Consider the following 16,368-nt stretch of genomic DNA (forward strand, 5'->3'; position numbering starts at 1 on the left):
TCAGCTGAAACGTGAATCATGCTCGGATTCAAGCCGAGATCGAACGCTTAGGGGAGACGGCTGACGAGGGCGCGGTGGCCGTGTAAGGATCGCCAGATGAAGACTTTCGATCTGGATGGCCGCATCGCCGGCTGGCGCGGGCCGGTTCTCGCAGCCCTGTTGACGCTGATCGCCGGCCTGCCCGGCCTGTTGCTGCTGCCGCCGCTGGATCGCGACGAGAGCCGGTTCGCCCAGGCCACGTCCCAGATGTTGGAAAGCGGCGACTATGTCGATATCCGTTATCAGGACGAGCCGCGCTGGAAGAAGCCGGTCGGCATTTACTGGATGCAGGCCGTCGCCGTCGGGCTGACGTCGGACGTCGAGGATCGCGAGATCGCGCCCTATCGCATCCCGTCTCTGCTGGGGGCGATGCTGGCGGCCTGGGCCGTGGCCTGGGCCGGGTCGGCCATGCTGGGCAGCCGGGTCGGCTTCTTCGGCGGGGCCATCATGGGGGCGACCTTCCTGCTGTCGACCGAGGCGGGGATTGCCAAGACCGACGCCATGCTGTGCGGGGCGACCACCCTAGCCATGGCGGCGCTGGCGCGCATCTATATGGCGACCAAGGCGGGTGAAGGACCGATCCGACCGCACAAACTGCTGTTCTGGATCGGGATCGGGCTGTCGATCCTGATCAAGGGACCGATCGGCTTCCTGGTCGTGGCCCTGGCCATCATCGCCCTGTCGATCTGGGATCGGGACGTGAAATGGCTCTATCGCCTCGGCTGGGGCTGGGGGCTGCCGCTGGTCGCCCTGATGGTCGGGCCGTGGGCCATCGCCATCACCATCGCCACCGACGGCGGTTTCTGGCGCGAGGCCATCGGCGGCGATCTGGCGCCCAAGATCGCGGGTGCGCATGAAAGCCATTCGGGCTTCCCCGGCATGTATCTGCTGCTGGCGCCCCTGCTGTTCTTCCCCTCGACCCTGCTGCTACCCGCCGCCGTCTCGACGGGGTGGAGCCGGCGGGCCGAGCCGGCGATCCGCTTCCTGGTCTGCTGGCTGGTTCCCGGCTGGCTGATGTTCGAACTGGCCCCGACCAAGCTGTGGCACTATACCCTGCCGACCTTCGGGGCGCTGGCCCTGCTGGCCGCCGCCGCCCTGGCCCAGCCCATCGGCAAGGTGTCGAGGATCACCGGTGCGGCGCTGGCGGCGTTTGCGGCCCTGCTGGTCATCGGCATCACCGTCTATGGACTGACGGTCTATGGCACCTCGACGGCCCAGACCTGGGCGGCGTTGACCGTGGTCATGGCGCTGGCGGCGGGGGCGATGGGCGGCTTTCTGCTGTTGAACCGGGCGCCGGTTGCGGCGCTGGTCGCCTCGCTGGCCTTCGGCATCGTGGCCCACGCGGCCCTGGCCGGCACGATCCGGCAGCTGCGGCCGCTGGCTGTCGCGCCCCAGCTTGAGAGGGCGCTGGAGGCGGCCGACCTGCATCCGCGCCAGGGCCGCACGCCGGGTCCGGTGGCGATCACGGGCTTCCATGAACCCAGTTTCGTCTTCCTGACCGGGCGAGACACCGATCTGACCGACGCGCAAGGCGCGGCCCAGGCTCTGGCCGAGGGGCGTCCCGCCATCGTCGAGGGACGCGACGCCGACGCCTTCCGCGCGGCGGCGGCACGGCTGGGCGTCTCGGGCCGCGCGGTCGGGGTGGTCAACGGCTTCAACTATTCGGGCGGGGACGAGGTCAGCCTGACCGTCTATGCGCCGCCGCCCCGGAACGGGTCGGGCGCTGGCGCGGGAGGCTCGTGATGGGCCGGTTCATCCAGATCGTCGAGGTCGGTCCGCGCGACGGGCTGCAGAACGAGAAGGCCGTGCTGGAGCCCGCCGTCCGCGCCGATCTGGTGCGACGGCTGGAGGGGGCGGGGGCGAAGCGGATCGAGGCCGTGTCCTTCGTCCATCCCAAATATGTGCCCCAGATGGCCGGCGCCGAAGAGGTCATGGCCGCCCTGCCGCACGAGGCGGGCCGCAGCCGCATCGGCCTGGTTCTGAACGGAAAGGGCTATGACCGGGCGCTGGCGACCGGGGTGGACGAGGTCAATGTCTCGGTCGCGGCCACGGACGGCTTCGGCCTGAAGAACCAGGGGCTGGCGGTGAAGGATCAGTTGGTGATGCTGGGCGAGATCGTCGCCCGGCGACACAATGCGGAGGCGTCAGAGGGTGCGCCGGCGCTGTCGGCCATGATCTCGTGCGTCTGGGGCTGCCCCTTCGACGGCGAGGTCTCGGTGGATCAGGTCGCGGACATGGTCGGAGCCATCGCAGAGATGGGCGTGGGCGAGATCGGTCTGGCCGACACCATCGGCGCGGGCGATCCCTGGGCGGTAACGCGGAAAGTCGATGCGGCGAAAGCCGTAGCGCCGGACGCAACCCTGCGCCTGCATTTCCACGACACCCGCAACACCGGCCTGGCCAACGCCTATGCGGGGGTCGAGGCCGGGATTGATGTGCTGGATGCGTCGGTCGGCGGCATCGGCGGCTGTCCCTTCGCACCGGGCGCCACGGGTAATATCGCCACCGAGGACCTCGTCTATATGCTGGCGCGGGGCGGGTTCGAGACAGGCTATGACCTGGACGCCCTGATCGCCACGGCCCGCTGGATCGGCGAGGCCATCGGTCGGCAGGCGCCGTCGGCGCTCAGTCGCGCGGGCGGGTTTCCCAAGGGCTGAAGCCTTGCTGTGGCGAGGATTCGCAAACGGGGCTATTCATGATGAACAGGCGTAGCCGTCGGGCGGGCTGCGAAAAGGACCAACCATGCTGATCGCCATTCCGCTGCTGCTGATCCCCGTGGTGCTCTACAATATCGTGGTGCTGTTCGGCGGGTCGGGCGGCGGCGCCATCGTCCAGGCGGACGCCCTGCTGCGCGATCCGCTGTTCTCGATCACGATGACCTCGGGCGCGCAATGGACGATCGGGTCGGGCGACCTGATCCTGTTCCTGGGCCTGATCCTGCTGTTCTTCGAGCTGGTGAAGTCGACCTCCAGCCAGCGGGTCGCCATCATCAATCACGCCCTGTCGATGATCCTGTTCATCGCCGTGCTGGTGGAGTTCCTGCTGCTGCCGGGCTTTGCGACCTCGACCTTCTTCCTGATCGTGATCATGATCCTGCTGGACGTGCTGGCCGGCTTCATCGTGACGATCATCGCGTCCCGCAAGGATTTCGATTTCGGCGGTGCGTGAGCCACACGGCCTCAAGTAGGTCGAAGGCCGATAGGCCCACGAACAATGGCCTCAAGTAGCGCGAAGCGCGATAGGCCCTACGAAAAAGCCGTGAAGATCAGGGCGACCACGGCGACGTCGAAGAATTTGGCGGCGAGGGCGAAGACGGCGGGCATGGGCAGGTCCGGCTGAGGGCGATCTGCCGCGCCTCCAGCAAACCCCGTGCCGCCGGATCAGATGTCGGTCTTGGCCGTCTTGCCCGTCGCCGGACGACGCTCGGCCGCGCCGGAATATTCGGCTCCGAGATAGGCGGAGCGGGCGGCGTCCAGCACCGGCGGGCCGCCGCGCAGGCCGCGCTTTTGTCCGGTCTGACCCATCTGCTGGGCGACGAAGGCGGCGGCTCCGGGCTCGGGCGCCGGGGGGACGGCAGCTCTTGCCGGGGCCGGTTGGGCGTCGATGTCGGGCGCGGGCGCATCGACCGGCACCAGGGCGCGCGAGGCCGAGCGTTCGCGACGCTCGCGCTCGCGACGGTCGCCCTCGCGGCGATCCACCCGCTCCGGTCCGCCGACAGATTGAATCCGGTCGGTCATTTGGGCTTGGCGCCACCCGCCAGCTTATCGATCTGGCGGCGCATCTCGTCCATCTGGCGGCGCATTTCGTCGAGAGCGTCGGGCGCCTCAGACGCGGGCTCCGGCTTGGCCTCGGGCGCGGCCGTCGGTTCGGCGCGCGGATAGCCGAAGGCCGGGAACATCTGCATGGCGCGCTCGAACATGGCCATGTTCGCCTTGGCCGTTTCCTCGATCAGGGTCGCGCCCGAGCCGGCGCCGAAAGCGCGGCCGACTTGGCTGGCGAACTGTTCCTGCTGGCGGCCGAAGTTGGCCAGCGACATCTCAAGATAGGAGGGCAGAACCCCCTGCATCGACCCGCCGTAGAAGCCGATCAGCTGACGCAGGAACTGGACGGGCAGCAGGGCCTCGCCCCGGCTCTCTTCCTCGAAGATGATCTGCGTCAGGATCTGGCGCGTCAGGTCGTCATTGGTCTTGGCGTCATAGACGACGAAGTCTACCCCTTCGCGCACCATGGCGGCCAGGTCCTCCAGCGTCACATAGGCGCTGGTCCGCGTATTGTAGAGACGGCGGTTCGCATACTTCTTGATGACGACCGCATTCGCCTCGTTCTTGTTTCCGCCCTTGGTTTTTTCGTCAGCCACGCTTGTTCTCGCGATGTTGCAACGCATCACTATCCCCCCTTGCGCCGCGAAGCGCCAGAGGGGGCGTCAATGCGCGCCCCACACAGAAAGTGCGCGGACGGATCAGCCGTGGCTCATCGCCGGGGCCAGGACGACGCCGACCAGCACCGCCGTCCAGTGCACGGTCGCGCCCGTGACGACGAAGCCATGCCAGATGGCGCGGCGGAACTTCACGCGCGGGCTGACGAAGACGAAGACGCCAGCGGTGTAGATCAGGCCGCCGATGACCAGCAGGGCCAGGGCGACGGGATGGACCGTCTCGACCATCGGCTTCAGGGCCGCGACCGCCAGCCAGCCAAAGACGACATAGACGCCGCTCCAGAACTTGTCCGAGATGCGCGGCGCGAACAGTTTCACCCCGGCGCCCATGAAGGCCAGGGTCCAGATCAGGGTGGTGAAGCCGATGGACCACAGCCCCTCGAACCGCTGGGTCGTGAAGGGGGTGTAGCTGCCGGCGATCATCAGGAAGATGGCCGCCTCGTCCAGCCGCCGCAGCACAGGCCGCGCGGCGCAGGGGTTGGTCCAGTTGTAGATGGTCGAGGCCGTCAGCATGCCGACCAGGCACAGGGCGTAGATGGCCGTCGCCATGACGCCGCCGATGCCCGTGTAGACTCCCGCCAGTCCCGCCAGGATGATCCCGCCGACCGCCGCCAGCATCAGGCCGACGACATGGACCCACAGGTCCGCCAGTTTCTCGGCGCGTGTCGGATAGTGCTCGATCATGTCCAGCTCGTCCGGCGTGCAGACGTGGGTGACGAGACGTTTCAGCGTACGAAGCATAGCCCTTCCAATCCATGGATCGCTTCTATCGTTCCGCGATAATGCGCCGACAGGGTGACGAAGGGCTGAATCCGGCCGGGCTTCTATTGTCGCAGGTGACGAAGGCGTCGCGATGCGGCAAAACGGCAACGCAGACCTATTCTCCAGAGAGTGAAATCCCATGACCGACGTCGTCATCGTTTCCGCCGCGCGCACGCCGGTCGGCTCTTTCCTGGGCGCCCTGTCGTCCCTGCCGGCGTCAAAGCTGGGCGAGATCGCCATCAAGGCGGCGCTTGAGCGAGCCGGCGTGTCGGGCGACGAGGTGGACGAGGTGATCCTGGGCCATGTGCTTCAGGCCGCCGCGGGTCAGGGCCCTGCGCGCCAGGCCGCTGTGGGCGCCGGCGTCAGGAAAGAGGCCGCCGCCTGGAGCCTGAACCAGATCTGCGGCTCGGGCCTGCGCGCCGTGGCCATCGCCGCCCAGCAGATCGCCCTGGGCGACGCGAAGATCGTCGTCGCCGGCGGTCAGGAGAGCATGAGCCAGGCGCCGCATGCACAAGCCCTGCGCAACGGACACAAGATGGGCGACGTCGCCCTGGTCGACACCATGGTCAAGGACGGCCTGTGGGACGCCTTCAACGGCTATCACATGGGCCAGACCGCCGAGAATATCGCCGACAAATGGTCGATCAGTCGCGAGGCCCAGGACGAATTCGGTCTCGCCAGCCAGCACAAGGCCGAGGCGGCTCAGACCGCCGGCAAGTTCGACGACGAGATCGTTCCCGTCGTCATTCCCGGCCGCAAGGGCGACGTGACGGTCGACAAGGACGAATACATCCGCCACGGCGCGACTCTGGAGCTGATACAGAAGCTGAAGCCCGCCTTCGCCAAGGACGGCAGCGTCACCGCCGCCAATGCGTCCGGGCTGAACGACGGCGCCGCCGCCTTGGTGCTGATGAGTGCGGACGAGGCCAAGGCCCGCGGGCTGGAGCCGCTGGCCCGCATCGCTTCCTACGCGACGGCCGGCGTCGATCCCTCGATCATGGGCACAGGGCCGATCCCGGCCTCGAAGAAGGCGCTGGAGAAGGCGGGCTGGAGCGTCGCCGATCTCGATCTGGTCGAATCCAACGAGGCCTTCGCGGCCCAGAGCCTGTGCGTGGTCAAGGAGCTGGGCCTCGACCCGGCCAAGGTCAACGTCAACGGCGGCGCCATCGCCATCGGCCACCCCATCGGCGCCTCGGGCGCCCGCATCCTGACGACGCTGCTGTTCGAGATGAAGCGGTCGGGCGCCAAGAAGGGCCTGGCGACCCTGTGCATCGGCGGCGGCATGGGCGTGGCCATGTGCGTCGAGCGGGCGTGACCTGACATAATCGCCCTTCTCCCATTGGGAGAAGGTGGCTCGAAGAGCCGGATGAGGGTCGGATGGTGGGCCAGATCGCACCACCGAACCCTCACCCTTTCGCACAAGGACGACGGCTGCCGCCGTGTGCTCAAGCCCTCTCCCACCGGGAGAGGGAGGCAATTTTCAGTCCACCGCCGGGTATTCGAACGGATCGCTCGGCGTCGGCTGGGTCGGCAGCGGCATGCGCGGCAGGGGCTCGTCGCGGTTGGCGGCGTTCAGCAGGAAGCTGGCCAGGATGACGGCCGCCTGACGCAGGTCCTCGGCCTTCAGGTGGTCGTAGCTGTCGATGCTGGTGTGGTGCAGGCGGCTGGAATAGTCGAGCGGGTCCTGGATGAACTGATAGCCCGGCACCCCCACAGTCTGCATATAGACGTGGTCGGTGCCGCCCGAGTTGCGCAGGGACACGGTCGTCGCCCCCATGCTGGCGAAGGGCGCCAGCCATTCCTGGAAGATCGGGGCGGCGGCGACATTGCCCTCGGCGTTGATGCCGCGGATCTTGCCCGAGCCGTTGTCCAGATTGAAATAGGCGACCAGATCGCGATAGCCCGCGCGCGGTTCAATCGGCCAGCGGCTGCGCCAGGTGCGGTTGTCCGGCAGGCCCGCCAGCGCCGGATCGTTCGACGCAGCGCGCGTTGCCAGATGCTGGTCCACATAGGCCAGCGAGCCCAGAATGCCCTGTTCTTCGCCGTTCCACAGCGCGAAACGGATCGTGCGCTTGGGCCGCACGTTCAGGGTTTTCAGGATGCGCGCCGCCTCCATGACCACCGCGCTGCCCGCCGCATTGTCCACGGCGCCGTCCGAGGCGACCCAGCTGTCCAGGTGGGCGCCGGCCATGACGTATTCGCTGCCGCGCGCTGTGCCGGGGATGTCGGCCAGGATGTTGTAGGCGTTGACGTCCTCGTCGTGGAACCGGACCTCGCTGTTCAGCTCCAGCGTCGGCGGCGCATCGGTCAGGGCCAGGCGCGCCAGGCGGCGATAATCCTCGGCCGCCAGCTCCATCCCCGCCAGTTTCGGCGTGGCGCCGACCTGATAGGTGTAGCCCGTGCCATGCAGCAGGCCGCCGTCGCGCTGGGAAATCCGCACCCAGGCCAGGGCGCCCTGTTCGACCAGGAAGGCGTCCAGCTCGTTGGCGAAGTTGACGGTCTTCAGCGAGCGTTCGATGGCGGCCGGCGAATGCTGCGGCTGGTTGTAGACGTTGCGCTCGGCCAGTTCGGCGCTGGTCCAGCGGCGGAAGGCCGGCTCGGTCGGCTCCGACCCCGTGCCCGGCTGGGACAGCATGACGATCTTGCCCGCCAGCTTGCCGCGCCATTTGTCGAAGTCCTCGACCTTGGAGATCGGGGCCACGATGACGCCGCCGGTGATGGTCCCATTGGTCGAGGGCGTCCAGGCGACGGGGATGGCGCGCAGGTCCAGCGGGCGCGGCGCGGTCATGCGGGCGCTGGAGCGGACGATGGACCAGCCCCGGCCGAACTCGAAGCCTTCGGCGCGCACGTCGGACAGGCCGTAATCGCGGAACTGCTGCTGCGCCCACCGCTCGGCCTCGCGCATCTGCGGCGAGTTGGTCATCCGCCCGCCGATCCGGTCGGTCAGATAGGCGGCGGTCTGCATCACCTGGCTGTGGTTCAGCCCCTGGTCGATGATGCCGTTGACGGCGACCCGGTCCACCGACTGGGCGGCGACGGGCGTGGCGAGAAGGGCGGCGGCGGATACGAAGGCGAGCAGACGCGACATGGATTCCCCTGAGCTGAACAGGGGCGCATCTGAGGCGATCCGCCTACGGAGTGCAAACCGCAAACCGTATTCAGGCCGCGACGATCAGCCCCAGGGTCCGCGCGGTTCGGTCGGCGTGGCAGGCACGCCGGTGGTCGAGGCGGCAAAGCCGGCGGCGGGGCGAGGCTGGGTCAGGTCCGGCGTTCGCGGGCGCGGCTGCATCCCCATCTTGGCGCCCAGCTCCATCAGCGCCTTGATGCGATTGACCGTCGCCGGGTGGGTCGAGAACAGATTGTCCGCCCCACGTCCCGCCAGGGGATTGATGATGAACATCTGGCCCGAGGCCGGATTGCGCTCGGCCGTCTGATTGGTGATCCGCTTGGCGTAGGCGTCGATCTTCTGCAGGGCGCTGGCCAGGGCCTGGGGGTCGCCCGCGATCTCGGCGCCGACGCGGTCGGCCTCGTATTCGCGGCCTCGGCTGATCGCCATCTGCACCAGACCAGCCGCCATGGGCGCCAGAAGCATCAGGGCCAGGGTGCCGATGATGCCGCCCGGCCGTTCGCGATCCTGACCCCCGCCGAAGAACAGGGCGAAGTTGGCCAGGGCGGCGATGGCGCCGGCGATGGTCGCCGTCACCGTCATGATCAGGGTATCGCGGTTCTTCACATGGGCCAGCTCGTGCGCCATCACCCCGCGCACCTCCTCGCGCGTCAGCATGTCCAGCAGGCCGGTGGTGGCGCAGACGGCGGCGTTCTCGGGATTCCTGCCCGTGGCGAAGGCGTTGGGCTGATCGTTGGGAATGATGGCGATCTGGGGCGGGGGCAGGCCGGCGTCTCGGGCCATCTGGCGCACGTCGGCGACATAGTTCCTGACCACGGCGTTGGGATGCTGCTCGTCGACCGGCTGGGCCCGGTACATCTTCAGCACGATCTTGTCGGCGTTCCAGTAGCTGAACAGGTTCATCCCGCCCGCGAACAGCAGGGCGATCGCCATGCCGGGGCCACGACCGATCAGATAGCCGACGCCTGCGAACAGGGCCGTCATCGCCGCCAGCAGGATGAAGGTCTTCAGATGGTTCATCGCGGTTCCGTCACTCGATCCGGCCGCTATGTCTGGCGTCACGAGTTTGATCCTCTATTTGAGAGAAGGCGCATCAAGCCTCAAGGGAGCCGCCCTGTGACCGAACATCCCACCCCCGGCCCGGACAACGACGCCGAAACGGCTCCGGCGACCCCCGTCTTCAACGCCGACGTGCCCAACGCCACGTCCGAGCGGCCGGTCAGCGAGGCCGCGCGCCGGGCCTTGCAGGAGGCGGCCGATCGTCGCGCGGCGGAGCCGTCGATTCAGGCGGACACGGAATACGGCGGCCCGTCCGGTCCCGAACCGACCCGTTTCGGCGATTGGGAAAAGAAGGGGCTGGCGGTCGATTTCTGACCCTCTGGCCCTGTCGGGGTGGGGGGAAGGGTTAACGACGGCTTAAGAAACAGGCGCCGGATTTGCCAGTGCAGGGACAACTCAGAGGAGTCTGTCCCGTGACGATACAGTCGATACTTACCGCCGCATCGGCGGCTCTGCTGCTCTCGGCAGCGCCCGCTCTCGCCGGAGGGCCTGGAGGCCACGGCGGCGGCTATGGCGGCGGCCATGGCGGTCAATCCGGCGGCTGCGGCGGCGGATGCGGTGGCGGCGGCTACCAAGGCGGTGGCGGCCATTACGGCGGCGGCAACTACAACGCCAACCACAACGTCAATGTGAACGTGAACGGCGGGGCCTACGCCAACGCCAATGCGAACGCTTATGCGGGCGCCTCCAGCTATTCGGCGATCAACGCCCGGTCCTATTCCAGCTCGTCCAGCTTCCAGCGCGGCTACGTCGGCGGCGGCACGACCTATGTCGGCAGCGGCGGCTATTCGGACGGCTACTATGGCGGCGGTTACGGCGGCGTCAGCGCCACCTCGGTCCTGGTCGGTCGTCCCCCGGTCAGCGCCCCGGTCGGCTATCCTGTCTATGGCTTCGGCCGCGACTATATCGGCTGGCGTCCGTATCAGCAGGGCCGCCCGGCCGACTGCAACTGCCGCCCGCCCGTTCGCCCGCCGGTGCGTTACGAACAGCGCTATGAGCAGCGTTACGAACAACGCTACGTCGAGCAGCCCCCGGTCTATGTCCAGGCGCCGCCGGTGCAGGTCGCGCCGCAACGCATCGATGTCGCCCCGTCGCAAGTGAACTTCGCGCCGCCCCAGATCGAGATGGGACCGCCCACCTATATCGAGCAACCGCCCATCTATGTGCAGGCGCCGCCGGTCAACATCGGGCCTCAGCGTGTCCAGGTCGCCGCGTCGCAGGTGAACCTGGCCCCGCCGCAGATCGAGACGGGCGGTCCGGTCTATTACGATCAGGCCCCGGTCTATGTGCAGTCGGCCCCGGTGAATATCGGCCCGCAACGCATCCAGGTCGCCCCCGGCCAGGTGAACATGGCCCCGCCGCAGATCGAGACCGGCGGCCCGGTCTATGTCGATCAGTCGCCCGTCTATGTGCAGTCTGCGCCGGTCAACGTCGCCCCGGCCCAGATCTATGTGGCCCCGCCGGAGGTGAACACCATTCCTGGACCGCCGCCCCCGCCGCAGGGTTATTACGGCGATCTGCCGCCGCCGGAAGCGCCCGCGCCCCACGCGCCGCCGCGTCACGGCTATGCCCAGGAGCCGGGCGAGCGGGGCTGATCGCCTCGCGGCAGGACAACCGAAGACGAAAGGGTCGCCCTGGTCTGTCTCAGATCAGGGCGATCTGCTGTGCGATCTCTTGCGCCGCCGCGCGCGGATCGGCCGAGGTCGTGATCGGCCGGCCGATGACCAGATGGGTGGCTCCGGCCTCAAGCGCCGCCTCCGGCGTCGCCGCCCTCGCCTGGTCGTCCAGCGCCGCGCCGACCGGCCGCACGCCCGGCGTGACGATCAGGAAGTCCGGCCGTCCCGCCGCGATGGCCAGGGCGCGGGCGCGGGCCGCCTCGTGCGGGCTGGAGACGACGCCATCGATCCCGGCGTCCAGCGCCTGACGCACGCGTCGCTCGACCAGGTCGGCCGGCGACAGGCTGTGGTCGTCGGCGGACAGATCCTCGGCCGTCAGACTGGTCAGGACCGTGACACCCAGCACTTTCATAGTCGACCCCGCCGCACCGCGCGCCGCCGCCGCCATCACCTGCGGCCGCGCATGGACGGTCAGCAGGTCGCAGTCGGCGCTCGCCAGGTTGGCCGTCGCCTTCTCCACCGTCGCGCCGATGTCGTGGAGCTTCCAATCGAGGAAGATCTTGCGCCCTTGCGCCTTCAGGTCGCGCGCCAGGTCCATGCCGCCGACCGCGAACAGCTGAAGCCCGATCTTGTAGAAACCGACCGCATCCCCGATCCGCGCGACCAGAGCCGACGCCTCGACCGTCGTCGGCACGTCCAGAGCGCAGATGATCCGCTCGTCCACGGTCGCGTTAAGGGTCTGGGTCATCGACGGACTCGCGCTTAGCGGCTATGCCGGGACCTGTGGGGGCGCGTCGGCATGCGGCGTGAATGATTGAGGGCGAGGGCAGGCGATGAACGCAGTCGATTTGGGTGTCAACCTGTTCGTGACGCTGTTCGCCCTGCTGGACCCGATCGGCAATCTGCCGATCTTCGCCGCCGCCACGGCAGGCGCGACCCTGCGTCAGCGGATTTCCGTCTCCGCCCTGATCTGCGCCTTCGCCGCCGTCTTCCTGGCCTTCTTCCTGTTCACGGGCCTTGGCCTGCTGCAGTTCTTCGGCATTTCGCTGGCCGCGTTCCGCATCGCCGGGGGCATTCTGCTGCTGTTCCTGGGGCTCGACATGGCGCGCGGCGACTTCCTGGCCATGTTCGCCGACAAGGACGCCCTGGCCGACACCAAGGACGTGCGCGGCTATGCCCGCCGCCGGTTCCAGCGCCTGGTCGTGCCCTTCGCCATTCCGCTGATGATCGGCCCAGGCGCCATATCCGCCGTCATCATCCAGGCGGGCGAGGCGGCGAAGCTGGGCTATGCCGGGACCATGGGGTCGCTGGTCGCCATCGCGGCGGCCTGCGCCGTCTCCTTCGTCTGTTTCGCCCTGACCGGGTCGCTCAGCCGCCTGCTGGGCGAGGTCGGCATGGCCATCATCGTGCGCGTGCTGGGCCTGATCCTGTGCGCCCTGGCGATCCAGTTCATCCTGCTGGGCCTGGGCGAGGCCATCCCCGGCATGATCTCCGGCGCGGTGACCACCCCCTATCCGGCGGCGAAGTAGGCTTCAGTCCTCGTCGTCCTCGATGGCGTGGATGTCGTCGTCGGTCAGGCCCAGGTGGTGGCCGATCTCGTGGATCAGGACGTGGGCGATCAGTTCGGCGATCCCCACGTCGCCGCGCTCGCACCATTCGTCCAGGATCGGGCGGCGATAGAGGAAGACCCGCGACGGCTCGGCCGCCGGCCCCAGACTGTCGCGCCGACCGATGTCCACGCCGTGATACAGGCCCGTCAGCTCGAACGGATCCTCGATCTCCATCTCCGCCAGCGTCGCTTCGTCGGCGAAGTCGTCGATGCGGATAACCACCTCGCCCGCCGCCTGTCTGAACGGCCCCGGCAGGGCGTCGAACGCCTCTTGCGCCAGCCTGGCGAAGTCGTCGAGGGAGGGGGCCAGAAACGAAGGGGGGCGCGCGTCGGTCATGACTGCGATATCGCGGTCCCGAGGGGGCGGCGCAACGGGGCGCGATGACGCGATCACGAGACTGCCGCTTTTTCGCGCGCTTGGGGTATGGTTACCGAATCGGGGCGCAGACCTTTCTCCAGGGACACGAATGGCCGAGGCCGACATCGCCTATGTCGCCACAGCGGGCGCAGCCGGACTGGCCATGGCCGTCAGCGCCTGGGCCTTGCTGCTGCGCGGACGGCTGAACGAGACGGCCGTCCAGGCCGAGCGCGAGCGGGTCGAGGCCCTGGCGGACCTCAGCCGCCACGACGCCATGCTGCGCGCCTTCGACGATGTCAGCCTGGCCCTGACGCCGGACGGTCAGGCGGCCGGCGCGCCCATCGGCTCGGCCGAACTGATCGCGCGCCTGGCGGGCGACAGCGACGAGGTCGGCGCCGCGGTCCTGACCAAGCTCAAGATCACCCACGACGCACTGATCGAGGCCCTGGTGCAGGCGGGCCAGGCGTTCGAGGGTCTGGTCGCGTTGGACGACGTCGAGCCGTGGCGGATCGAGGGGCGGGTCGCCGGCGGTTCGGCCTGGCTGCGGCTGTCGCCCGCGTCGCGCTTCACTTTGACCGGCGCCGATGCGACCGAAAGCGGCCTGGCCATGCTGGGCGACGCCTCGCCCATGCCGACCTGGGTCGTGGACGGGACCGGCAAACTGGCCTGGGCCAACCGCGCCTGGCTGGCCGAGATCAACGCCGAAACCATCGACGCCGCCATCGAGGAAGGCCTGTCGTTCGACCGGGGGGCGGACGCCCTGGTCGCCGAGGCCGCGCGCCTGGGCGTGCGCCAGGAAGGCTTCCGCTGGACGACTGGCGGGGGCGCGCGCCGCGCCTGGCGCATCATCGCCGAACCGGCGGGCGGCGGCGCCGTCACCGCCTTCGCCATCGAGGTGACCGAGGCGGAAGAGACGCGCGACACCCTGCGCCGCCACGTCGACGCTCATGACGAGACACTGAACCACCTGGCTGACGCCGTCGCCATTTTCGGCCCGCAAAAGCGGCTGGCCTTCCACAACACCGCCTTCCAGACCCTGTTCGACATCGACGCGGCCTGGCTGGACGAACGCCCGACCCATGCCGAACTGCTGGACCGGCTGCGCCAGCGTCGAAGCCTGCCCGAAGTCGTGGACTATGCCGGCTGGAAGGCGCGCGAGCTGGAATTCTATGGCGCGTCGGAGGCCTCGCCCGACGATAGCTGGTCTCTGCCGGACGGTCGCACCCTGCGTGTCGTGCGCCAGCCGCATCCGCTGGGTGGCATATTGCTGATCTTCTCGGACATCACCGACGAGCTGAAGCTGCGCAGCCGGTTCAACGCCCAGATCCAGGTCCAGCGCGCGACGCTGGACAAGCTGAACGACGCGGTCGCCGTGTTCGGCTCGGACGGTCGGCTCAGGCTGCACAACGAGGCGTTCGAGACCTTCTGGAACCTGTCGGTCGATCGGATCGCGGCGGCTTCGGATTTCGACGCCCTGGCCGAACTGTGCAAGGCGGTGCTGCCCGATCCGGCCCTGTGGCTGGGGCTGAAGGCGCGGGTCGCCGATCCCGACCCCGAAAGCCGTGTCGCGATTTCAGGCGAGGGACGCACCGTCGATGGCCGCGTCGCCGCCTGGCAGACCCGGCCGCTGCCGGATGGCGCGACCCTGGTCGCCTTCTCGGACGTCACCGCCCGGCGCGGTCTGGAACAGGCCCTGGTCCAGCGCGAACAGGCCCTGGCCGAAAGCCAGGCGCTGAAACGCGAGTTCGTGGGCAGCGTCTCCTATGAACTGCGCACGCCCCTGACGACCATCGTCGGCTATTCCGAATTGCTGGAGACCATGGGCGATCTGCCCGAGCGCAGCCGCCAGCACGCGGGCGCCATCCGTATCGCCGCCAGCCAGCTGGCCCGCTCCATCGACGACGTGCTGGACATGGCCCAGATCGACGCCGGCGAGATGGAGCTGTCGCTGGGCGACATGCGCGTCAGCGACCTGCTGAACCAGGCGGCAGAGAAGGTTCGTGCGCGGGTCGAAGGACGCGGCGCGACTCTGATCCTCTCCTGTCCCATCGACCTCAAGCCGATCCGCGCCGACGAGCACCGCATCGGTCAGGCGCTGGACCATCTGCTGGAGAACGCGGCGCGCGCCGTGGCCGACGGCGGGGCGGTGGTGCTGAAGGCCGAGACGGGCGCGTCCGAAATCCGCCTGACCGTGTCCGACACCGGGCGCGGCATCCCCTATCATCTGCAGGCCCACGTCTTCGACCGCTTCGTGCGACGCGAGCGCGGCGGCCCCGGCGTGGGTCTGGCCCTGGTCAAGGCCCTGGTCGAACTGCACGGCGGCTGGGCCGAGGTCGAGAGCGAGCCGGGCAAGGGCGCCGCCTTCATCCTGCATCTGCCGCTGGGCGCCGCGACCACCGCCGCCGCGCCCGAGCTTCAGCTGGAACTCTAGCGCCTCTCGATCTAGGTCTTTTCGACGCGCGCCGGACGGGTGGCGAACTGACCGGCGCGCCAAGCCATCCAGGTCGCCAGAACCCCCACGGCCATACAGACGACCAGGGCCGGCAAGGACGCTTCGGGTCCGAAAGCGCCGCCGGTCAGCCATTCTGGAAAGCCCGGCTGAGCCGTGCTGCTGGCGATGGCGGGTCCGAAGTCGCCGCCGCTGACCGCCGCGCCGAACAGATAGCCCTGCGTGAAATTCCAGGCGGCATGAACCCCGATCGAGACCCAGATGCGTCCCGTCAGGGCATAGAAGGCGGCCAGCATGATTCCGGCCTCCAGCGCGATGCAGATGGCCGCGAACACGGTCGCATTGGGATTGGTGATATGTCCGAAACCAAATAGGGCGGCGGAGGCGGCGAAGGCGATCCACGGACCGAACGCCCGCCAGATCAGACGCAGCATGACGGCGCGCAGCATGATCTCCTCGACCACCCCCGACTGGATGGCCCCGCCGGCGGCGGCCCAGGCCGGGGCGACGCCCAGAGCGCGGATCTCATAAAGGCCGAACACCGCCATTATGGCCATGACGGCGGCGAACATCAGGGCGCCGATCAGCAGGCCGACAAGAAGCTGAGGTAGGAGCGGCCGCAGGGCGATCTCCGACGGTCTGCGGCCTTCGGCCAGCCAGACCGCCAGAGCATAGAAGCCCAGGCCGACGACGGCCCCAACGACATTGGCCGCCAGCTGCGCCGGCCCCGTGTTCGGCAGAAAATCGCCCAGCACCTGGATCGTCGGAAGGGAAACCAGCACCACCAGGAAGAACAGGGCCACGGCCCAGCCTACGGCCCGCAACCACCGCAGCGGCCCCGGATGCAGGAAACGCCGCTCGCCCAGGTCCACCGGATGGACCCAGGCCTTCATGTCGATCGTCATTCCGCGTTC

Annotated in this window: 16 protein-coding genes; 8 read left to right on the forward strand and 8 right to left on the reverse strand. The window is 68.6% G+C overall.

Annotation, left to right across the window (positions count from 1 at the left end):
- Window positions 1–96: 96 nt before the first annotated feature.
- The 3 genes from AC3ISA_RS08050 (at window position 97) to AC3ISA_RS08060 (ending at window position 3,207) form a co-directional block, all read left to right on the forward strand.
- Window positions 97–1,782, forward strand: coding sequence for an ArnT family glycosyltransferase (locus AC3ISA_RS08050; protein ID WP_489180062.1), 1,686 nt, complete (start codon window positions 97–99; stop codon window positions 1,780–1,782).
- Complete coding sequence (locus AC3ISA_RS08055; RefSeq protein ID WP_489180063.1) at window positions 1,782–2,696, forward strand: hydroxymethylglutaryl-CoA lyase; 915 nt, start codon at window positions 1,782–1,784, stop codon at window positions 2,694–2,696. The genes AC3ISA_RS08050 and AC3ISA_RS08055 overlap by 1 nt, the downstream gene beginning before the upstream one ends.
- Window positions 2,697–2,781: 85 nt before the next feature.
- Window positions 2,782–3,207, forward strand: coding sequence for a hypothetical protein (locus AC3ISA_RS08060; protein WP_159847452.1), 426 nt, complete (start codon window positions 2,782–2,784; stop codon window positions 3,205–3,207).
- Window positions 3,208–3,419: 212 nt separating this feature from the next.
- Here the strand turns inward: AC3ISA_RS08060 and AC3ISA_RS08065 are convergent, their stop codons facing one another.
- From AC3ISA_RS08065 to trhA, 3 genes are all read right to left on the reverse strand, one after another.
- Window positions 3,420–3,776, reverse strand: a complete 357-nt coding sequence (locus AC3ISA_RS08065; protein WP_489180064.1) for a hypothetical protein — start codon at window positions 3,774–3,776, stop codon at window positions 3,420–3,422.
- The gene (phaR, locus tag AC3ISA_RS08070) at window positions 3,773–4,396 is read right to left on the reverse strand and encodes a polyhydroxyalkanoate synthesis repressor PhaR (RefSeq protein WP_489180065.1); all 624 of its coding nucleotides are present in this window, start codon (window positions 4,394–4,396) and stop codon (window positions 3,773–3,775) included. Before phaR ends, AC3ISA_RS08065 begins: the two co-directional genes overlap by 4 nt.
- 102 nt (window positions 4,397–4,498) lie before the next feature.
- Window positions 4,499–5,215: a PAQR family membrane homeostasis protein TrhA gene (trhA, locus tag AC3ISA_RS08075; protein ID WP_372694632.1), complete on the reverse strand. Its 717-nt coding sequence runs from the start codon at window positions 5,213–5,215 to the stop codon at window positions 4,499–4,501.
- Window positions 5,216–5,375: 160 nt separating this feature from the next.
- Here trhA and AC3ISA_RS08080 point away from each other — a divergent pair, with 160 nt between their 5' ends.
- Entirely contained in the window at window positions 5,376–6,551 is a 1,176-nt protein-coding gene (locus AC3ISA_RS08080; RefSeq protein ID WP_489177472.1) for an acetyl-CoA C-acetyltransferase, read from the forward strand.
- Window positions 6,552–6,716: 165 nt separating this feature from the next.
- Here the strand turns inward: AC3ISA_RS08080 and AC3ISA_RS08085 are convergent, their stop codons facing one another.
- Both AC3ISA_RS08085 and htpX read right to left on the reverse strand, forming a co-directional pair.
- A complete protein-coding gene (locus tag AC3ISA_RS08085; RefSeq protein WP_489177473.1) occupies window positions 6,717–8,324 on the reverse strand; it encodes a M20/M25/M40 family metallo-hydrolase in 1,608 nt (535 codons plus the stop codon).
- An 84-nt stretch (window positions 8,325–8,408) separates the two neighbouring features.
- A complete protein-coding gene (gene htpX, locus AC3ISA_RS08090; protein ID WP_489177474.1) occupies window positions 8,409–9,383 on the reverse strand; it encodes a zinc metalloprotease HtpX in 975 nt (324 codons plus the stop codon).
- Window positions 9,384–9,479: 96 nt separating this feature from the next.
- On the opposite strand from htpX, the gene AC3ISA_RS08095 reads away from it, so the two are divergent.
- The gene (locus tag AC3ISA_RS08095; protein ID WP_489177475.1) at window positions 9,480–9,737 is read left to right on the forward strand and encodes a DUF1674 domain-containing protein; all 258 of its coding nucleotides are present in this window, start codon (window positions 9,480–9,482) and stop codon (window positions 9,735–9,737) included.
- Window positions 9,738–9,835: 98 nt separating this feature from the next.
- A complete protein-coding gene (locus tag AC3ISA_RS08100; protein ID WP_489177476.1) occupies window positions 9,836–11,017 on the forward strand; it encodes a hypothetical protein in 1,182 nt (393 codons plus the stop codon).
- Between the two features lie 49 nt (window positions 11,018–11,066).
- Here the strand turns inward: AC3ISA_RS08100 and pyrF are convergent, their stop codons facing one another.
- A complete protein-coding gene (gene pyrF, locus AC3ISA_RS08105; RefSeq protein ID WP_489177477.1) occupies window positions 11,067–11,786 on the reverse strand; it encodes an orotidine-5'-phosphate decarboxylase in 720 nt (239 codons plus the stop codon).
- 85 nt (window positions 11,787–11,871) lie between these two features.
- Between pyrF and AC3ISA_RS08110 the strand changes: the two genes are divergently transcribed.
- Entirely contained in the window at window positions 11,872–12,567 is a 696-nt protein-coding gene (locus AC3ISA_RS08110; RefSeq protein WP_489177478.1) for a MarC family protein, read from the forward strand.
- A gap of 3 nt (window positions 12,568–12,570) precedes the next feature.
- Here AC3ISA_RS08110 and AC3ISA_RS08115 read toward each other — a convergent pair whose 3' ends face one another.
- Window positions 12,571–12,984, reverse strand: a complete 414-nt coding sequence (locus tag AC3ISA_RS08115; RefSeq protein ID WP_372691438.1) for a metallopeptidase family protein — start codon at window positions 12,982–12,984, stop codon at window positions 12,571–12,573.
- Window positions 12,985–13,114: 130 nt separating this feature from the next.
- On the opposite strand from AC3ISA_RS08115, the gene AC3ISA_RS08120 reads away from it, so the two are divergent.
- Entirely contained in the window at window positions 13,115–15,436 is a 2,322-nt protein-coding gene (locus AC3ISA_RS08120; RefSeq protein WP_489177479.1) for a sensor histidine kinase, read from the forward strand.
- Between the two features lie 11 nt (window positions 15,437–15,447).
- Here AC3ISA_RS08120 and AC3ISA_RS08125 read toward each other — a convergent pair whose 3' ends face one another.
- Entirely contained in the window at window positions 15,448–16,359 is a 912-nt protein-coding gene (locus AC3ISA_RS08125) for a CPBP family intramembrane glutamic endopeptidase (RefSeq protein ID WP_489177480.1), read from the reverse strand.
- Window positions 16,360–16,368 lie beyond the last annotated feature (9 nt).

The organism is Brevundimonas sp. KH_058, assembly GCF_057838505.1.

Coding starts and splice junctions, on each gene's coding strand:
- AC3ISA_RS08050 (WP_489180062.1), top strand. CDS start 97: ATGAAGACTTTCGATCTGGATGGCCGCATCGCCGGCTGGCGCGGGCCG.
- AC3ISA_RS08055 (WP_489180063.1), top strand. CDS start 1,782: ATGGGCCGGTTCATCCAGATCGTCGAGGTCGGTCCGCGCGACGGGCTG.
- AC3ISA_RS08060 (WP_159847452.1), top strand. CDS start 2,782: ATGCTGATCGCCATTCCGCTGCTGCTGATCCCCGTGGTGCTCTACAAT.
- AC3ISA_RS08065 (WP_489180064.1), bottom strand. CDS start 3,776: ATGACCGACCGGATTCAATCTGTCGGCGGACCGGAGCGGGTGGATCGC.
- trhA (WP_372694632.1), bottom strand. CDS start 5,215: ATGCTTCGTACGCTGAAACGTCTCGTCACCCACGTCTGCACGCCGGAC.
- AC3ISA_RS08080 (WP_489177472.1), top strand. CDS start 5,376: ATGACCGACGTCGTCATCGTTTCCGCCGCGCGCACGCCGGTCGGCTCT.
- AC3ISA_RS08085 (WP_489177473.1), bottom strand. CDS start 8,324: ATGTCGCGTCTGCTCGCCTTCGTATCCGCCGCCGCCCTTCTCGCCACG.
- htpX (WP_489177474.1), bottom strand. CDS start 9,383: ATGAACCATCTGAAGACCTTCATCCTGCTGGCGGCGATGACGGCCCTG.
- pyrF (WP_489177477.1), bottom strand. CDS start 11,786: ATGACCCAGACCCTTAACGCGACCGTGGACGAGCGGATCATCTGCGCT.
- AC3ISA_RS08110 (WP_489177478.1), top strand. CDS start 11,872: ATGAACGCAGTCGATTTGGGTGTCAACCTGTTCGTGACGCTGTTCGCC.
- AC3ISA_RS08115 (WP_372691438.1), bottom strand. CDS start 12,984: ATGACCGACGCGCGCCCCCCTTCGTTTCTGGCCCCCTCCCTCGACGAC.
- AC3ISA_RS08120 (WP_489177479.1), top strand. CDS start 13,115: ATGGCCGAGGCCGACATCGCCTATGTCGCCACAGCGGGCGCAGCCGGA.
- AC3ISA_RS08125 (WP_489177480.1), bottom strand. CDS start 16,359: ATGACGATCGACATGAAGGCCTGGGTCCATCCGGTGGACCTGGGCGAG.